Raw genomic sequence first — 15,689 nt, forward strand, 5'->3', positions numbered from 1 at the left:
TACAGGCTGGATTCCCTGTAGAACTTGGAGTATATGACAAACCAACCCTAAAGCTATACTATGACTAAAACAAGCATACGTATTGAGGACTACTCCCCGGCCTGGCCCTTAACATTCCAGCAATTAAAATCTGTCTACCAAAGGCGTCTGGGTAATTTGGTGACTGATATTCAGCATGTTGGCAGTACGTCTGTTCCTGGTCTTGCGGCAAAACCGATTCTAGATATTGATCTGATAATCAGCAACCGGAAAACCTTAAACGCTGTCATAGAAGAACTTGATCAGCTTGGTTACGATTACCAGGGCAACTTAGGAATTATAGACAGAGAGTCCTTTAAACGTAGGTCAGATCAGGTACCCCTGGATGGATCTTCCCGCTATTGGCAAAACCATCATTTATATGTCTGTCCATCAGACAGCCTTAGCTTGAAAAATCATCTGGTCCTTCGGGACTATCTATGCCAAAATCCGCTAAAAGCCCAGGAATATGGCGAACTCAAAAAGCGATTAGCCCAAGAAAATCCTACTGATATTGATGTATATGTGGCAGGAAAGACGCCTTTTATTCTGGCCATCCTTCGAGAGGCTGGGTTTAACAACGCGTCTCTGGAAAGCATTGCTCAGGCAAACAAAACCCGCTAATGGGTGTACGGGAGTTGGAGCGACTTGCATCCCCGTGCGCTTCGGCCCGTCGTGCCTGCTCTGTGACTCAGTTCCGCCGAGCCTTCTTGTAGGGTAAATCTCGTCGTTTCTGGCCTTGACTGCCCTAAAAATCAACAGAGTATCCAAAGCGTGATGACCGGACCACCGTGAATAAGCATGGCCCAAGGGTTACTGTCGGGCTTATGCCAGACGATGAGCGAATCAACGAAGAGTAATGGAACCGGCCAGTAAGGTCAGAAACAGCGGTAGTGAGACCAAGCCAACAGCACGATAATCAATCCGGAGAAAATGTTCCGGATGGCTTTGATGGCGTGGAATGCGTGTTGCACGGACTCTTTAAAGGGATGGATTTTGAATGAAACGGCAAAACGACCCGAAGCGGGTCTTGGCCTGCCCGAGTTCAAGAAGGGCTTTAGTCATACGCTCCTGACAGGCATCGGATGCTACTTAAATTTCAACGATCATTTTACCTTGGTTCAGCCCCTCAAATAAGCCGATAAACGCGTTAGGAAGATTTTCAAAGCCCTGCACAATGGTTTCTGAATACGTTATTTTCCCTTGCTGCAACCATTCATGTAGCTGATTAAGGGCTTGTGGAAAACGGCTTGAGAAGTCAGCAATCAGAAATCCCTGAATTCGCAGAAATTTATACACGACCAAGGGGAGTAGACTCGGGCTCAAGGCAGGCGTTGTTTCATTGTAATTGGAAATAGCACCGCAAACGATGATCCGGCCATACGGGTTAATGTTGGCGATGACAGCCTCTGAAATCGGACCGCCTACATTGTCAAAATAGAGATCGACACCATGAGGGCAGGCTGAAGCGATGGCTGCGTTTAAGTCGTTGGAACCCCTGTAATTGACTGCTTGGTCAAAGCCAAACTTCTCTTTTACCAGTTCTGCTTTCTCCTCGCTGCCCACAATGCCAACCACCCGACAGCCCAGAATCTTTCCGATCTGACCGGCAATGCTTCCCACCGCACCGGCGGCCCCGGATACAACCAGCGTTTCCCCTGGTTTGGGCTGACCATAGTCTAACAAGGGCAGGTAAGCCGATAATCCGGTAATGCCCAGTACACCCAAATAGGCCGGTAACGGGGCCTGATGGGGGTCAATTTTCGTTAAGCCACTGCCCCCGGCGATTTGAAACTCCTGCCATAACAGGTAGTCACTCACGTAGTCGCCCGATCTGAAATGCGGGTTTCTGGATTCCACCACCCGGGCAATGAGTTTTGACGTGATGGGTTGTCCAAGTTCGAACCGCGGTTCTTTAGTGCCCGACATCTTACCCCGCAGGTAAGGGTCTACCGAAATATATGAGGCTTCGAGTAAGATCTCTCCCTGGGAAAGTCCGGGCAGCTCTTGAGTAACCAGTTCAAAGTCGCCTGGTTTTGGCACTCCCACTGGACGGTTCTTTAATCGGATCGTTTTTGTTTTCATGATGAAGTAATCATGGATTTATAATCCATGGACTATAATAAGTTAAAAATTTTACAGCTTACGCTCTAAACTCATTGAGCAGATCATTGAGTAAGACGGCTTTGTCATGGCTTAGTTCATAGGTAACTGCCTGAAAAATCGTTCGCCCTTTACGAGCCGCTTCCGCCCCTTTTTCAGTAAGAAGGATATGAACAACCCGTTGATCCGAGGTGTTCCTGTCTTTCTGGATCAAGCCTTTTTCCATTAATTTATTGAGTAACCTGGAAACGTTGGGCATTCGATCGATCAGCCTTTCCCGAATAAAATTAACCGTTGCCCGGTGCTTTGGCTGCCCCTTTAAAATCGATAAGACGTTCAGTTGCTGCAACGAAAGATCCAATGGCTTAAGAGCAAGCGCGTAGGTATTGGTCAGCCAATTGGCGGTGAAGATGACGTTCATAGCCGCCTGCTGCTGCGCATTCTCAAAACGCTGCTGATTTATCTCGTCTTCAATAGTCATAAACGTAAAAAGATGCTACTCGCCAAGTCGGCCGTTAAGCTATACCGATGCAAATATAGCGCTCAAACTATATTCCATGCAATTATATTCCAGGGAATATAATTGCATGGAATAGCGGTCGTATAGGGAAGCATGGCCTCAGTAACAAAGCGTAAAAGCAACCTTATTCGTTACCGCAAGTACGTTTTAGGTATCTAGTCCAGTTAACGACGAATTATTGGGGCCGCTCCACCGTGGCCGCTCCACCGTGGAGCGGCCACGCGTTTGTCAGGGGAGCCACAACATCGAGACAGACGTTTGTTATCTCACCACTAAGTAGCTTTAGGACTACCGACTAAGGCTTATCCAGTAAGAGGAGTTGGTTCGTTCGATTATCAATCAGGATAATGTGCTGGTAAGTGGAAGTCGCCTGGTCCTGAACCGAGTGCACTAAGCCAGTCGACTGACCCATGTATCGCCCCTTTTCATCGGTATGGAACTGATTAATTTCGTAATCAATCGCGTAGGGAGCCTGTATTGAACGGCTGAAGGCCAGCGTGTACGAGCTATTGGGCTGAAGGCCCGAAAAAATCTGTTCCACCAAGTCGGTTAAGCCGATGGGCCGTACGGCCAGCTTGCCCTGGGCCTGGCTATCCTGGCCAGTAGCGTTAAGTACAATCAACTGGGTAGCCGTGGAATCAGATAGGGGCCTAAGGTTGACCTGGTTGCCTACATTACTAACAGCATTTTCGGCGTACACCAGGGCCTGTGGACTTTGGCCGATCTTAACCGGCGGCAGCGGTTGCCTAGTTTCCAGATCAATGCCCTGTACCTGATCGGCATACTCCAGGCCGACATACAGAAGGTTACCATCGGGAGCCGCCCACAACCCGTGCGGCAGCGCGCCAACGTTGATGGTGTCTGTCTGGTGGAAATCCTGCGCCGGATCAAATACCCGAACTTTGTTCTCGCCCCCTACCGTAACCAGCATCCGCAGCTTTTTGGCTAGGTAGGTAAAGGTTACGTGGTTAGTGATGGCGCCCGTATTGATGACCTTGGCGATGCGCTGTGTTTTGGCATTGAGTACCGTCACTTTGCCCACATCTTTGTGGGTAAACGCCACCCATTCCCCCTGAGGGCTGGTAAAGATGTTGGGTGAAAAAGGGCTGACAACGGGTATTTTTTTTATGATCTGGTAGGTGGATGTATTGACGATATCAAGCTCAGGGGTAAAGCTGGAGCACACATAGGCCAACTTACCATCGGGCGAAAACGATACCATGCCGGGACCATCCGCGACGGGTACCTGCCGGACTTCGGTCATACTGGCCACATCGATAACACTAATGTAAGCTTCCCCCCGTACTGAAACCCAGACTTGTTTGCCGTTAGGCGTGAAGGTCGGCTCGTGGGGGGAGCGGCCCACATAGACCGTTTTAAGGACCTGATTGGTCTGGGTCGAAATAAAGGTGAGGGCGTTGGAGCCGATCGATACCACTGCCAGCAGCCTTTTGGCAGCCAGATAGCGCAGCCCGTGCACCAGGGCCTGCCCTCGGTAAAGGGGCGATAGGACGTTTGGGTAAGGCTTACCCAGATCGATCTCGCCCAGCAGCCGATTTGTAGCGGGATCGATGACCGATACGGTATTGGATACCTGGTTAGCCGTATACACCCGGTCGTGGGCGTACCGGGATTGGGCGTAGGAAGGGACGCTGCTGACCAGCAGCAGACCCAAAAGAAGATTCTTCTGATTCATCGTCTTAGTTTAAATAATCTGTCATCTGGTCAATTTCGATCTGCTGACTGGCCATAAGCCCACGGGCATAAGCTTGAATAACTGGCTCATCGCTGAATTGCAGAATTACTTTTGCCATGGCAAGGGCCGCCTGGTGGTGGGGCTTCATAACAGCGGCAAACGCTCGATCCGTGTCAGACAGGGCTTTATTTGCCGGCAGGGCATTCATCATGCCATCCATCGTTTGCTTCATGGCGGCCCCAAAGGCAGCGGGTGGGTGAGCGGTGTCGGCCCTGAGCTGTTTCAGCCAGAGCTGCATTTGCTCGATCTCGCTTTGTTGCTCAATCAGGATACTTTTCGCTAATTGAATCATCTCCCGGTTGTGACCGTTCGCGATCTCGTAGCTTGCCATGGCGATGGCACCCCGATGATGGGCCAGCATTTGGTGCAGAAAAGTTGCCGCTGGCGAATTGCCCATGGGTGCTTGGTCCATCTGCACCATCATCGTATCCATCATGGCCAGATAAACGTTTTTAGCAGTTGGTGCAGGCTGGGTATGGTGAGTATGCTGGGCATGGACCCACGGATTGATGAGGAGGAGAACAAAAAGTAAGCAGGCTGTTTTCATAAGCATCCGTGTGTTACTGTTCGAATAAGCTTCGTAGCTTGTCTGACAAAGATGGTAGTCTGAACGTAATGCATACCGGGAAATGGACGCCAATGGGCAAAAATGGGTGGTAAAGCCGAATAAAACGCATTGAAAAGTCCTGCTTAGGAAGTCATTTCTCTAGACGTCGTTTGGTAAATTCTATGAAATGAAAAAAGAAAAGGTATATCTCTACACGGTGCTGGCGCTCTCGCTGATTGTCCTGCTGATTAGTCTGTTGACCCTAAATTACCTGTTTTCCAGAGTGACCAATCAACTACTCGATGCGCAACTGGAATCTAGCCAACGGGAGATTCGGGAAATTCAGCGGCTGCTGGAGGGGCAGCTGCGTAATGGTATGGGGAAGGAGCAGGTAGCCGCTAGTTTGCAGAAAAGCATCGAAAATACAGATACCCAAACGGGCTTCGTGTGTATGTATGACACGGTGGGAAAAGAAATCTGTCACCCCGATCCGAGTCGAATCGGTCAGCAGATCGACCAGGACAATTCAGTGGTTAGACCGATTACAGGAAGTGAAAGCCAATCGTTTTATGAATTGCTCAACGACGGGAAAGCCGCCGGAGGCTTGCGAACGTTTAGCGACCATAGACGTGGATCGGAGATTATTTATGTGCAACCGATTGCGAACACGAGCTGGATGTTGGCCTCCCACGCGAATCTGCATGCCATCCGTCGACAATTGGATGAGCTACATACCCAATTTCTGTTAGCCCAGGGACTGGCCGGTACCTTGATGGTTTTGTTATCCTTTTTAGCCGTTCGGTGGATTGGCAATCGGTACCAGCAACAATTGGAAGGGGAAAAGAACCAGCTAACCGATGAAGTCAAAAGCTTAACGGCCCTGAATGCCAGCCTGGTGAGTTATCAGTTGAAGGTTCAAAACGAGCCGGTAGAATCATCGGCCGAGGGGCCGGTCGTACCGACGGAAGAAGGAGGGAGCCGACGCCGTATTCTTACCTATTGGAAAGACGAGCTAGTCGTGATTAGTACCGATCAAATCGCTTACTTTCATACCGAGCAGTCCCTGACCTACATTTACTGCCAGGATGCCAAGGTGTATACCAGCAACACGAGTTTGGATGAACTTCAGAAGGAACTCGATGGTGATCAGTTTTTTCGGGCCAACCGGCAGTTTCTTATTTCCATTCGGGCCATTGAGAAGATTTTTCTGTATGGCAAGCATCAATTGAAAATCGCCATTAGCCCTCAGCCGCCAGAGGCTATTCTAATCAGCAAAAACAAGGCGGCCGAGTTCAAGCAATGGCTCAACCGGTAATTGGCCGCTGTTGATGGCCAGGTACTCGGTAGCTGTCAACTCGATGATCCGTTGTTAGTTGGCGTTGATCCAACGGGTTTATCTGTTTGATACAGTTGCCACTTAATTGCGTTTAAAAATAATGACGAACGTAGTTCTCAAAATCTTGCTACTCGCACTTTTTAATGGCAAGTGACCGCAACGACGGACCGTGTATTTTGTCCGAAACAGCAAATGCACGCTATTTGATGATAGCCCAGCGATTACTCAGGCGGTCTCTCAACTCAGTTTATCAGATGCGTTAATTAGCGGCTGAAGAACTATTGTTGATAATCGCCAGCGTTCGTGCATCCGGTGAGCCGTTGAAGTACTTCGCTAAAACCTCCTGGAAAACAGGATCTGTAGGTGTCAATAGAGTAAACAGGGTCATACTGGAGTGTAGTTTCAGATCGTCCGGACTGCCTAGAATCTGATGGGCTGATTTCCCGTCAACGTCAAGCAGGGCATGGGCAATTTCGATCAGGCGCCTTCCCAGGAGTGGATGCTCTACATAAAGCTGGGCTTCCTGTAAATCGCTGATGGCATAAAATTGGGCCGTTTCGCTAAAGCCTAAGCCCGCAATTTGGGGAAAGATGTACCACATCCAATGGCTTTGTTTTCGTCCGTTCCGAATTTCGGCCAGGGCTCTGGAATAGCTACTCTGCTGAGCGTCTATAAAGCGTTGCAGGGTATGATCTGTTTTCATGAACGTATCTGGAGAGAATGAACCTGGCCCACATCGGAGCGTACACTTAACCTGACAAGAGGGCCAATTGTTGGCTAAGCCAGTGGTCACTCGGCTCCAACTTAACCAGGAAGGGGCCGTTTGCAGAATCGGATCAAACCCGAATGACGGGCCTGAACGAGAATTGCCAATACGTATCTAAGCTGTAAAAGCCCCAAACCTAAAGGGCTGTCCTGCGCCAACGAAGGCATTCTGCGTTGGCTATAGTGGGCAACTCCGACTAGTTGTTTAAGGTTTGTTTCATTTCACGTCGGCAGGGACCGCGACCAGGGCTTTGTTATAAATCCAATTCCGTCTTGAGTAAGAGTACAGAACAATGACTTAACAGAAAGGCGTGTTACTGGTTAGACCAGTGACACGCCTTTCTGTTAAGTCGACTCCAGGATCAACTTATTTTTTATCCCACCAGAGCGGTTCTGACAACGTAGCTTCCGTTGGTACGTTAATGCCATTTTTGGAGATTTCCCCACTTGGGTACGCTGCCCGCCGAATGAACGTAGGAAGGGCCGCATTTGCGGGTAATTTAAACCCTTTGTACTGATAATCATACCGACGTGCGTCATTCCAGGCTTCTGGATTGAGGTAGGTGGCCACGTACTTTTCCTTAAAGATAAGATCAATCGTTAGCGCCGTTGCACCGACAGCCACCACCGGATTGGCCAGATAGGCATCCCGGGCAGCAGCAGCAACGCCGTATTTATCCATATTCGCCTGAATCCCGGCTAAATAAGCAGTATACGCACGGGTCTTATCCCCCGCTCTAAAAGCCGCTTCGGCCTCGATAAACTTCAACTCCGCGTAGGTCGCAATCAGCAGGGGTGATGCATCGCCGGTAAGGGGCGAATTGAGCGAAATGTAATTTTCGTCTTTTATGGTGTTGGCCGCCCCCACATTGCCCTGGCCATTTACGGTTCCTTTATAATCGTTATTGACGGTTTTATCCGTGATCTTCTCAATTCGTGGATCAAAAACCCCATACGTCGTGCCATTTAATTGATTGATTAACTGCGCCGAAAGCCAGCCATCGAGCAATAAATTGGCATTGTCGCGGGCTATTTGCGCCCAGGGGTTCCGCAACTGAAACGTGGCCATCTGGGCGTCATCGGCATTCGACGCGTATGATTTCGATACCGCATCGAGTACGTCGGCTGCTTTGTAGGTACCCTGCTTCGATACTTTCGTGAGCATCCGGGCTTTCAGCATGTAGGCTGTTTTTGTCCAGGCGGCCGTACTGCCTTTATGAATCAGGTCGTTGGGCGCACTTAATTTAAGTTTCGAATCCGTTTTGGCGAGTTCCGTAATTCCCTCGTTGAGCAAGGTAAGCGCCGTCGAATACAACGTTTGCCCTGTATCGTACTTGGGTGTGAGGGTAGTGCCGGTAAACGCATCTGAAAATGGCGCGTCGCCAAACATATCCGCAATGAGCGTCAGGTGGTAGGCTAACATGACATCTGCTACGCCCACATACTCCGATGCGCCCTGTTCCTGCGCATTTTTTTTCATGTCGTACAAATCGGCCATGCCAAAATAAACATAATCCCAGGTGCCCGTATAATCCGTGCTCTGGTAAGTATCGGTCGGGCTGGCCGTACCTGGGCTAGCCAGATACTGCACGAAGTAAGACGTAATATTAGCTACCCGCTGCGAATTTAAACCGGTCTTCTGGGTCGTGGTCGATAGGGACGACGCCAACGGTGGGTTCGATATCAGGTTTGGATTGCTGTTGAGATCGAAATAATCCTTACAACTGCTCAGCAGGCTCATCACGAACGCCGTCAGAATCAGTAATGTATATCGTTTTGTGTATGGTTTCATGGAGATCAGAAAAGAAATGAATTAAAATCCAACGTTCAGCGTGAACAGGAAGCTTCGTACGGCCGGATACGTGAAGCCAGAGAAACCGTCTATATTGCTGCCGCTGTTTGTGGTCGTAGCTTCTGGATCATAGCCCGTATACTTGGTCCACAAGGCCAGGTTATTACCCGTTACGCCCACACGTGCGCTTTTCACAAATGATTTTTTGAGTATCGATGTCGGTAGGTTATAGGACAACCCAACCGAGCGAATCCGAACCCAGGAGGCATCTTCGATAAAGTTTTCAGACACACCCCGGTGTACGTTTCGATAGAATCCATTACCGTAGTCTACGCCGTCCGGGCCTTTGCCCTGTCCCAGCCAAACCGCTTTCGTATTTTTGGTGCCGTCGGCCAGCACGCCATCAAATACCTTGATGTCGTTGCGATCTTCAGTGTATTTAGCAATGCCAAAGGCCGAGAAGAAGTTACCCATCTGGTTGTACCGATCCTGACCCACACGGGCGTCCATCAAAGCCGTCAGCGTGAAGTTGCCATACCGTACAGTATTTGTCAGACCGCCAATCCACTTTGGCTGCGTATTGCCCAACAACCGTTGTTTGGTATCGATAACCGGGAAGCCATTGGCACCAATTACGATCGGGCGACTTTTATCGACCGTCGTGGCATTGTCTTCGCCGGCATTGGCATAATATCGCTGGTAGCTCCGGCCATACAGATTTCCGTAAGCCAGACCTGGCACCAGTTTCATGGTGACCGTCGAGTTGGCATAGCCATACTCCGTGGCGTAACTTATTTCGGTTAACCCCTCCCGAATGCTAAGAATTTTATTCCGGTTGGCCGAGAAGTTCAAGTTGACGTCCCAGCTCAGTTTCCCCTTCCGGACGGGTGTGCCCCGCAGGATCAGTTCGATCCCCTGGTTGCGCATCTGGCCCGAGTTGATGGCTGCTTTTTCATAGCCTGTCCCCGACGACACATTCACCTGAATGATCTGATCCTTACTGGTTGAGTTGTAATAGGTCAGGTCAAGGCCCAGGCGGTTATTCAGAAAGCTCATTTCTAGCCCCCCTTCAAATGTATCCGTAAATTCTGGTCGCAGACTTGGATTTCCTAGTAAGTAGCCTCTTGTGAATCCGGTCAAACCAGATGGCAAACTCTGATAGGACCCATAGCCGGTAGCCGTCGAGTAGGGGGCGGCATCCTTCCCAATTTTGGCATAAGACGCTCTCAGTTTGCCCAGGCTGATAAACTGGGGCAACTTAAACTGCTGCGAAAACAAATACCCAAGGCTCACTGACGGGTAGAAGAAGGAATTGTTCGGTGCCTGAAGCGAGGAAGTAATATCATTTCGACCCGTTAGCGTCAGGTAGAGGTAATCTTTGTAATCCATCGTCAACTCGCCAAATATCCCCATCAGGCGATAGTCTTCGGCGCTTTGGGTAGGTACCACCGTTTTGGCGTTCCGCAGGTCGAAATAGTTGTATACGGTCAGTTCGGTACCTTCCGCACCAAACCCGCGAATTTTTCGGTCATACAAATCGTGTCCAACCCGTAGCGTGGTGTTAAAATCAGACCCAAATTTATGCGTCGCACTGGCCGCAAATGTTGAGGTAATCGCCCGGAAGTTCGTGTGATACTGATTGATGAAGCCCAATCCGTTGTCCTCCGATATGTATTCGCCTGTCAGACCCGTGGGGCCAGGACCCGTGCCAAGCCGATCGTCGGAATACGTATCCAGACCCGCCCGGTAATTCAGCGTAAGCCAGCTCAACGGCGAATAAACGAAGTTTACACCACCAATCAGGCGGTTTACGTTGTCTCTGAATTTGTTGGTCATGGCCGTATAGATCGGGTTCGCATTGTCTCCCGAATATGTATTCATGGTGCCATCGGGCTTCAGATAATCCCGGACATCATAGCGCGGTGACCAGTAGCTCAGGAGTTCGCTGTAACGCCCGGCGTTGTACCGATCGCCCCCGGAGTTGATGTAATTCAGGTTAACGCCCGTGCTGAACTTGTCACTGAATTTGACGTTCGTATTCAGCCGAACCGATAACTTCCCGTAGTTTGTAAAGGGAATAATGCCATCCTGCGTCAAATGCGAAATCGACGACAGGAAGTTAATCTTATCCGTACCTCCTGAAAAAGACAGGTTGTTCTGAAACTGCTTCCCGGTATTATAAGCGTCCTTGAATTGATTGTACAGTTTTGCCGGGTGCGTTGGGTCAATCTTGATCGCATCGGCTACGGTAGGACCAAAGGAGGGCCAGAAACTGTGCGGATCATATTGCCCCTGCCAGCCAATGGTGTATTTATCCTGTACTTCCGGGTATTTATTGACATTCTCAAACCCGTACGTACCACTATAATTAGCGCGCAAGGCACCGGCTTTCCCCGACTTGGTTGTTATTACAACCACACCATTGGCACCACGCAGGCCATAGAGAGCGGTAGCAGCGCCCCCTTTCAGAATATTGATGGTTTCAACATCGTCCGGGTTAATATCGGCGGCCCGGTTTGTCATACCCCGGCCATCCGCACCTGAATTTGTGGTCCCAGTAGATGTGCTGTTGTCGAGTAAAACACCATCGATCACAAAAAGTGGCTGGTTATCGCGGGTTGCATCGATGGAGTTTATGCCACGAATCAAAATTCGGGCACCCTGACCAGGTGCACCGCCCGTGCTGGAGATGGTTACCCCGGCTACTTTCCCCTGGAGCGCATTAACCAGGTTCGTCTGATGATTTTGCACAAGCTGCTCCGAGTTAACACTTTGTGCAGCATAGCCAAGTGCTTTCTTTTCGCGACTGATCCCCAGGGCGGTCACGACCACTTCATTCAACACTTTGTTGTCCTGCTTTAACGCTACATTGATACTCTGGCGGCTGCCAACGGCAACCTCCTGGTTTTCATACCCAATGTAGCTGAACACCAATATAGCCTTCTCTGAATTCACCCGGAGACTATAACGCCCGTCAGCATTCGTCAAGGTGCCGGTTGTGGTGCCCTTCACAGATACATTCACGCCAGGCAAGACAGTACCATCTCCATCCGTAGAAACAATTCCACTTACTTCGGCCTGTTGTGCCATAACAAGCGATGAACTGAGTAGCAAAGTCAGCACCGTGCAGACCTGTAAGATTTTCTTCATGTTTGAGTAGTTGTTAGCAAATAATAAAAATACATAAACGCGCAAATGTAGGGCGTAGCAAAAATTTTGCAAAGCTTTTAAATGAACAAATATTGTTTTGTACAATTTTATATGACTTATGTCTATTAGGCTACTACATTTGACTGAGCAAATGTTTATTAACCTTTTGTCTACTAAAAGAGAAAAACTCAGGTTAGCATCATCGTCGTAGAGGACATTTGGCTCTGGATAATCACCCCCAGCTCAACAGGAATCTTACTTGTATAGGACTTCATGGCCGTATGCCACTGATTGAGTTGGACGGCCTCATCAGGCCGTTCTGTGTTGTACTCCACCAGCTATGCATCCACAGGTTGGCGTACTTGTCGAATACTTGTAAATAACTGAGCATCTGATGCTTCCTGGCGGAAGGTTCCGCACGGGCGACCCCGCATTGATGATGGACCTCTTTTTAAAAAGCAAACCTGTTAACGTTCATGCGTCTCAAGTAGGAGCGTTTAATAAGACGATTATTTTTTAATAACTGTCAAGTGGCCCGCCACCGCGCTCCAGGTAGTAGCCTGCGAAGGACCAGGCCAAGTATAAAAAACAGCAATACATGAGTCCTGATGGGAGTTACTTTAGTGCAACGACATGCCTCCAGGCATTACACGTTGAATCAGTATAACGATGCCTACGATGAAAGCAGCCGCCCCCATGATTGTCAACAGAATGGCCAAAACCATTTGGTAGGCTGGCTTGTATTCCCGGATCTCAAGCGCGTAGGTTCGCTCCGGACCAAGATCTGGTAGTTCGAGCTTGTAGTCTCCAGGCTGGGCCCAGAAGGTAAACAACTGGAAACGCGTTTCCCCTACACCACTGACCATCACATTGGAATAAACTTTGTAAACCGTCAAGCTTTTACCCGTCGGCACCGAGGTTATGGTGGGCGTGAACATCTTCACCGATGCCTGTCCATAGGTTTTACGGCTCTGCCAGATGGCGTACTTGCCGGCTTTGGTCACCACAAAAGGACTGCTCTGCTGAAGCGCCGGTAGCTTGCCTATAATGGGGCTAGCCGCCCACTTGATCAGTTGTCGGATACCTTGTCGGAGCCACAGGCTACCCACGAGGATCAGAAGAATGGCTATAAACCATAGGGGAAGCTCCATGTAGTGATTTCGAATAGAGTGGTTATCCTCTTTTTAACGTTTCAACCGGATTGGTTGCGGCCAAACTAGGAAGCGTCTTCTTACGGCTGATATAAGAGCGCGCGTAATGATTAAAATCGACAAACCATACTCTGGATCATGGCCCGTTAAATTATCACTGCCAAAACGTTTATCAGCGTTTACAGATAATCTTTCGCCTTTTTCGTCTTTCCTTACTTTTGAGGTTAGGGTAGTAAGGTGGGCAGCGATCGACTGAGCCTGGTTGAGAAGACTTGCCAGCAGCAAACTAATGAGTAACCAAACGCAGCGGTACCGTGCTGAATTAATTATGGTGTTGCTCAACGAAAACGGTTGATTGCTGGCTCAAATTTCGTCAGCCATTTTACGATGCGCCATAACCCTTTACACCCACTGAGCAAGCGGTATGATCTGATTACCTTTAATTGGCAAGTGGGTGTGAGCTACCCAGGCCAATTTGTGCTACCTGACAGCCGATGCCTTCCGGGCGATTTTACTGAGATGAGGGTGATTCTAGCCTAAGTGCCTCCGTGGTTCACCTATTTTTTTATACCTGCTAACTGAAAGACGTAGCTCAGGAAGGAAGGCTTACCTGTAAGGCGAACGATTTCTAATGGATAAGTGCCTTGATCTGGGCGTCGATGCTGGCGGCTTTCACTTTGGCTTCCTTCAGCGGTAAGCCTGTTTTCATACCCGGGCGGTCGTGCCCGGCCGTGGTGAGCCAGGCGTCTTTCATAATGTTCTGACGATCCGTTACCAGCGAAATAATTTGTGCGGTATTAGGTATCGGTCCTATTGCGGCTGCTACGGTGGGCGCCTTTGCCACGGCTTTTTCTCCCAGTCCCAGCAGAATACTTTTGGCTATAATCCAATGCCCAACGGCACCCGGATGAACGCCGTCTTCGGCCAGAGCAAAACCGTCAATAGCAAAACTGGAATCGACTTTTCGGTGGGCGTCCAGATATTGCTTCATTGGATAATGAATATCAATGACATCCCAGGTTGAGGCTGTTTTTTGGGCCAATAACCAATCCGTGTAGCGATCCAGGACAGCCGCGTAGCCCGGATGACCACCTTTCAGTTCGTCGAAAATAGGTGGCGTCAGGTGAATGATTTTAGCTCCCGACTTAATCACTTCTTCATGCAGCCAGTTTATACCCTCCTTAAATTTTTGGAACCGGCTTTCGTCAAAGGGTAAATAGATACCATCGTTCATGCCGTAACAGGCGAAAACCAGATCGGGCTTAGTGAGCGCCAGCACCCTGGCGAGCCGTGTGTGCAGGTCGGGGCGAGGGAATTTTCCGTCTGCGTGGCCCTCTTCCGATAGGCCGGAAACGGTCTCACTCGGCAGCCCGACATTAATAAATTCAGGCGCTTGTTGCGAGTAATGCGTTGTAAAATAAGCGTCGATATCCACAACGTAAGCACCCGCATAGGTGATGCTATTGCCGATAAAAACAACCCGGCGGACGTTGGCCGGGAACGGAGATTGAGCGAAACACCAACTAACTAACTGGCTGACTAACAGGAGAAGGTAAGTCATTGGTATAATTAGGCGGCAGGCGGTCATAGGCGTAAGAGTAGGCAAGGGTACTGCGTATAGATAACAAAAACTATTGCTGATAAACCCGTACATAGTCGACCACAAACTGTCTCGGAAAGGAGGTCGCCGATGGGTCACCCCCGTTATCGCCCCCAATGGCCAGGTTCAGCAGTAGGTAATGTGGCTGTCGGAACGGATTTGTGCCGGTGCCATCCTGATTGATGGTCTCGGCTAATGAAATTGTGTTAAGTAGTTGATCATCAACGTACAGGCTGATTGCGTTTTCGTCCCAGTCCATGCGCCAGATGTGAAACTTGGCTGACCAGTCCGGATCATAAAAGGTATTTATGGGCTTTTTTATACTACTCCATTTTGCTGTATACCGTTTACTGGTTGCCCAGGCCACATTGGCCAGCAGCATATTCCGGTAATATTCCATAATGTCGATTTCGCCGTTCGATGGCCACTCTCCCAGCACGCCGAGCGTCCAGAAAGCAGGCCATAACCCCGGATGGGTGTCGATGCGGGCTTTCATCTCAAATCGCCCATATTGCCACTGATGCAGGCCCTTCGTTGTTAGGCTGGATGCCGTGTAGTCGATGGAGGGTCGACTGGTTTTCCAGGTTGTGCTGTTGGTCTGATAAGCCGGGTTAGGCCGCTTCTCCCGTCGGCCTTCAATAATGAGCAGTCCATTTTCGCAACGGGCATTGTCAGGCTGATACCATTGAAGCTCATTGTTTCGGACAAACCCGTTTTCGAACGTCCAGTTTTTCGGATCGGGTGCCCCATTGGCCGTAAACTCATCGGCCCAAACCAGTTTCCAGGTCGTCTTTGGCCTGGAAGCCGCTACCTCGGCTGATTGACAAAATCCATAACTGCTCATGAGCAGCAGGAAAATGAACGGGTAGCTGACCGCAAGCCGACTCGTACTGATTTGTTGGGCGGATGTGAAGAGCGGATCTTTCATGATGGCACAGGTGAATTTACGAT

Annotated in this window: 12 protein-coding genes; 2 read left to right on the forward strand and 10 right to left on the reverse strand. The window is 49.6% G+C overall.

Annotation, left to right across the window (positions count from 1 at the left end; translation table 11 throughout):
* Nucleotides 1-60: 60 nt before the first annotated feature.
* Nucleotides 61-642, forward strand: coding sequence for a GrpB family protein (locus SD10_RS04940; RefSeq protein ID WP_046375950.1), 582 nt, complete (start codon nucleotides 61-63; stop codon nucleotides 640-642).
* A 468-nt stretch (nucleotides 643-1,110) separates the two neighbouring features.
* Here the strand turns inward: SD10_RS04940 and SD10_RS04945 are convergent, their stop codons facing one another.
* The 4 genes from SD10_RS04945 to SD10_RS04960 all read right to left on the reverse strand — a co-directional run bounded on the left by SD10_RS04945 (nucleotide 1,111) and on the right by SD10_RS04960 (nucleotide 4,944).
* Nucleotides 1,111-2,103 carry an NADP-dependent oxidoreductase gene (locus tag SD10_RS04945; RefSeq protein WP_046375951.1) on the reverse strand — a complete coding sequence of 331 codons (993 nt, stop codon included), beginning with the start codon at nucleotides 2,101-2,103 and terminating at the stop codon, nucleotides 1,111-1,113.
* Between the two features lie 58 nt (nucleotides 2,104-2,161).
* Entirely contained in the window at nucleotides 2,162-2,602 is a 441-nt protein-coding gene (locus SD10_RS04950) for a MarR family winged helix-turn-helix transcriptional regulator (protein ID WP_046375952.1), read from the reverse strand.
* Between the two features lie 334 nt (nucleotides 2,603-2,936).
* Nucleotides 2,937-4,337: a YncE family protein gene (locus SD10_RS04955; RefSeq protein ID WP_046375953.1), complete on the reverse strand. Its 1,401-nt coding sequence runs from the start codon at nucleotides 4,335-4,337 to the stop codon at nucleotides 2,937-2,939.
* A gap of 4 nt (nucleotides 4,338-4,341) precedes the next feature.
* Nucleotides 4,342-4,944, reverse strand: coding sequence for a DUF305 domain-containing protein (locus SD10_RS04960; RefSeq protein WP_046375954.1), 603 nt, complete (start codon nucleotides 4,942-4,944; stop codon nucleotides 4,342-4,344).
* Nucleotides 4,945-5,131: 187 nt separating this feature from the next.
* Here SD10_RS04960 and SD10_RS04965 point away from each other — a divergent pair, with 187 nt between their 5' ends.
* Nucleotides 5,132-6,259, forward strand: a complete 1,128-nt coding sequence (locus SD10_RS04965) for a LytTR family transcriptional regulator (RefSeq protein ID WP_046375955.1) — start codon at nucleotides 5,132-5,134, stop codon at nucleotides 6,257-6,259.
* Between the two features lie 280 nt (nucleotides 6,260-6,539).
* Here the strand turns inward: SD10_RS04965 and SD10_RS04970 are convergent, their stop codons facing one another.
* The 6 genes from SD10_RS04970 to SD10_RS04995 all read right to left on the reverse strand — a co-directional run bounded on the left by SD10_RS04970 (nucleotide 6,540) and on the right by SD10_RS04995 (nucleotide 15,582).
* On the reverse strand, nucleotides 6,540-6,983 hold the full coding sequence (locus tag SD10_RS04970) for a DUF1810 domain-containing protein (RefSeq protein WP_046375956.1): 444 nt from the start codon (nucleotides 6,981-6,983) through the stop codon (nucleotides 6,540-6,542).
* Nucleotides 6,984-7,412: 429 nt separating this feature from the next.
* Nucleotides 7,413-8,837, reverse strand: coding sequence for a SusD/RagB family nutrient-binding outer membrane lipoprotein (locus SD10_RS04975; RefSeq protein ID WP_046375957.1), 1,425 nt, complete (start codon nucleotides 8,835-8,837; stop codon nucleotides 7,413-7,415).
* Between the two features lie 21 nt (nucleotides 8,838-8,858).
* Nucleotides 8,859-11,987: a SusC/RagA family TonB-linked outer membrane protein gene (locus tag SD10_RS04980; protein WP_046375958.1), complete on the reverse strand. Its 3,129-nt coding sequence runs from the start codon at nucleotides 11,985-11,987 to the stop codon at nucleotides 8,859-8,861.
* 620 nt (nucleotides 11,988-12,607) lie between these two features.
* Nucleotides 12,608-13,138 carry a hypothetical protein gene (locus SD10_RS04985; protein ID WP_046375959.1) on the reverse strand — a complete coding sequence of 177 codons (531 nt, stop codon included), beginning with the start codon at nucleotides 13,136-13,138 and terminating at the stop codon, nucleotides 12,608-12,610.
* 628 nt (nucleotides 13,139-13,766) lie between these two features.
* Nucleotides 13,767-14,699 (reverse strand): SGNH/GDSL hydrolase family protein, encoded by a 933-nt coding sequence (locus SD10_RS04990; RefSeq protein ID WP_046375960.1) that lies wholly within the window; start codon nucleotides 14,697-14,699, stop codon nucleotides 13,767-13,769.
* Nucleotides 14,700-14,769: 70 nt separating this feature from the next.
* On the reverse strand, nucleotides 14,770-15,582 hold the full coding sequence (locus tag SD10_RS04995) for a glycoside hydrolase family 16 protein (protein ID WP_046579065.1): 813 nt from the start codon (nucleotides 15,580-15,582) through the stop codon (nucleotides 14,770-14,772).
* Nucleotides 15,583-15,689 lie beyond the last annotated feature (107 nt).

Source organism: Spirosoma radiotolerans (assembly GCF_000974425.1).
Taxonomy (GTDB): domain Bacteria; phylum Bacteroidota; class Bacteroidia; order Cytophagales; family Spirosomataceae; genus Spirosoma; species Spirosoma radiotolerans.

Bases quoted from the DNA above. Each gene is read 5' to 3' on its own strand.
- SD10_RS04940 (WP_046375950.1), top strand. From the start codon at position 61: ATGACTAAAACAAGCATACGTATTGAGGACTACTCCCCGGCCTGGCCC.
- SD10_RS04945 (WP_046375951.1), bottom strand. From the start codon at position 2,103: ATGAAAACAAAAACGATCCGATTAAAGAACCGTCCAGTGGGAGTGCCA.
- SD10_RS04950 (WP_046375952.1), bottom strand. From the start codon at position 2,602: ATGACTATTGAAGACGAGATAAATCAGCAGCGTTTTGAGAATGCGCAG.
- SD10_RS04955 (WP_046375953.1), bottom strand. From the start codon at position 4,337: ATGAATCAGAAGAATCTTCTTTTGGGTCTGCTGCTGGTCAGCAGCGTC.
- SD10_RS04960 (WP_046375954.1), bottom strand. From the start codon at position 4,944: ATGAAAACAGCCTGCTTACTTTTTGTTCTCCTCCTCATCAATCCGTGG.
- SD10_RS04965 (WP_046375955.1), top strand. From the start codon at position 5,132: ATGAAAAAAGAAAAGGTATATCTCTACACGGTGCTGGCGCTCTCGCTG.
- SD10_RS04970 (WP_046375956.1), bottom strand. From the start codon at position 6,983: ATGAAAACAGATCATACCCTGCAACGCTTTATAGACGCTCAGCAGAGT.
- SD10_RS04975 (WP_046375957.1), bottom strand. From the start codon at position 8,837: ATGAAACCATACACAAAACGATATACATTACTGATTCTGACGGCGTTC.
- SD10_RS04980 (WP_046375958.1), bottom strand. From the start codon at position 11,987: ATGAAGAAAATCTTACAGGTCTGCACGGTGCTGACTTTGCTACTCAGT.
- SD10_RS04985 (WP_046375959.1), bottom strand. From the start codon at position 13,138: ATGGAGCTTCCCCTATGGTTTATAGCCATTCTTCTGATCCTCGTGGGT.
- SD10_RS04990 (WP_046375960.1), bottom strand. From the start codon at position 14,699: ATGACTTACCTTCTCCTGTTAGTCAGCCAGTTAGTTAGTTGGTGTTTC.
- SD10_RS04995 (WP_046579065.1), bottom strand. From the start codon at position 15,582: ATGAGCAGTTATGGATTTTGTCAATCAGCCGAGGTAGCGGCTTCCAGG.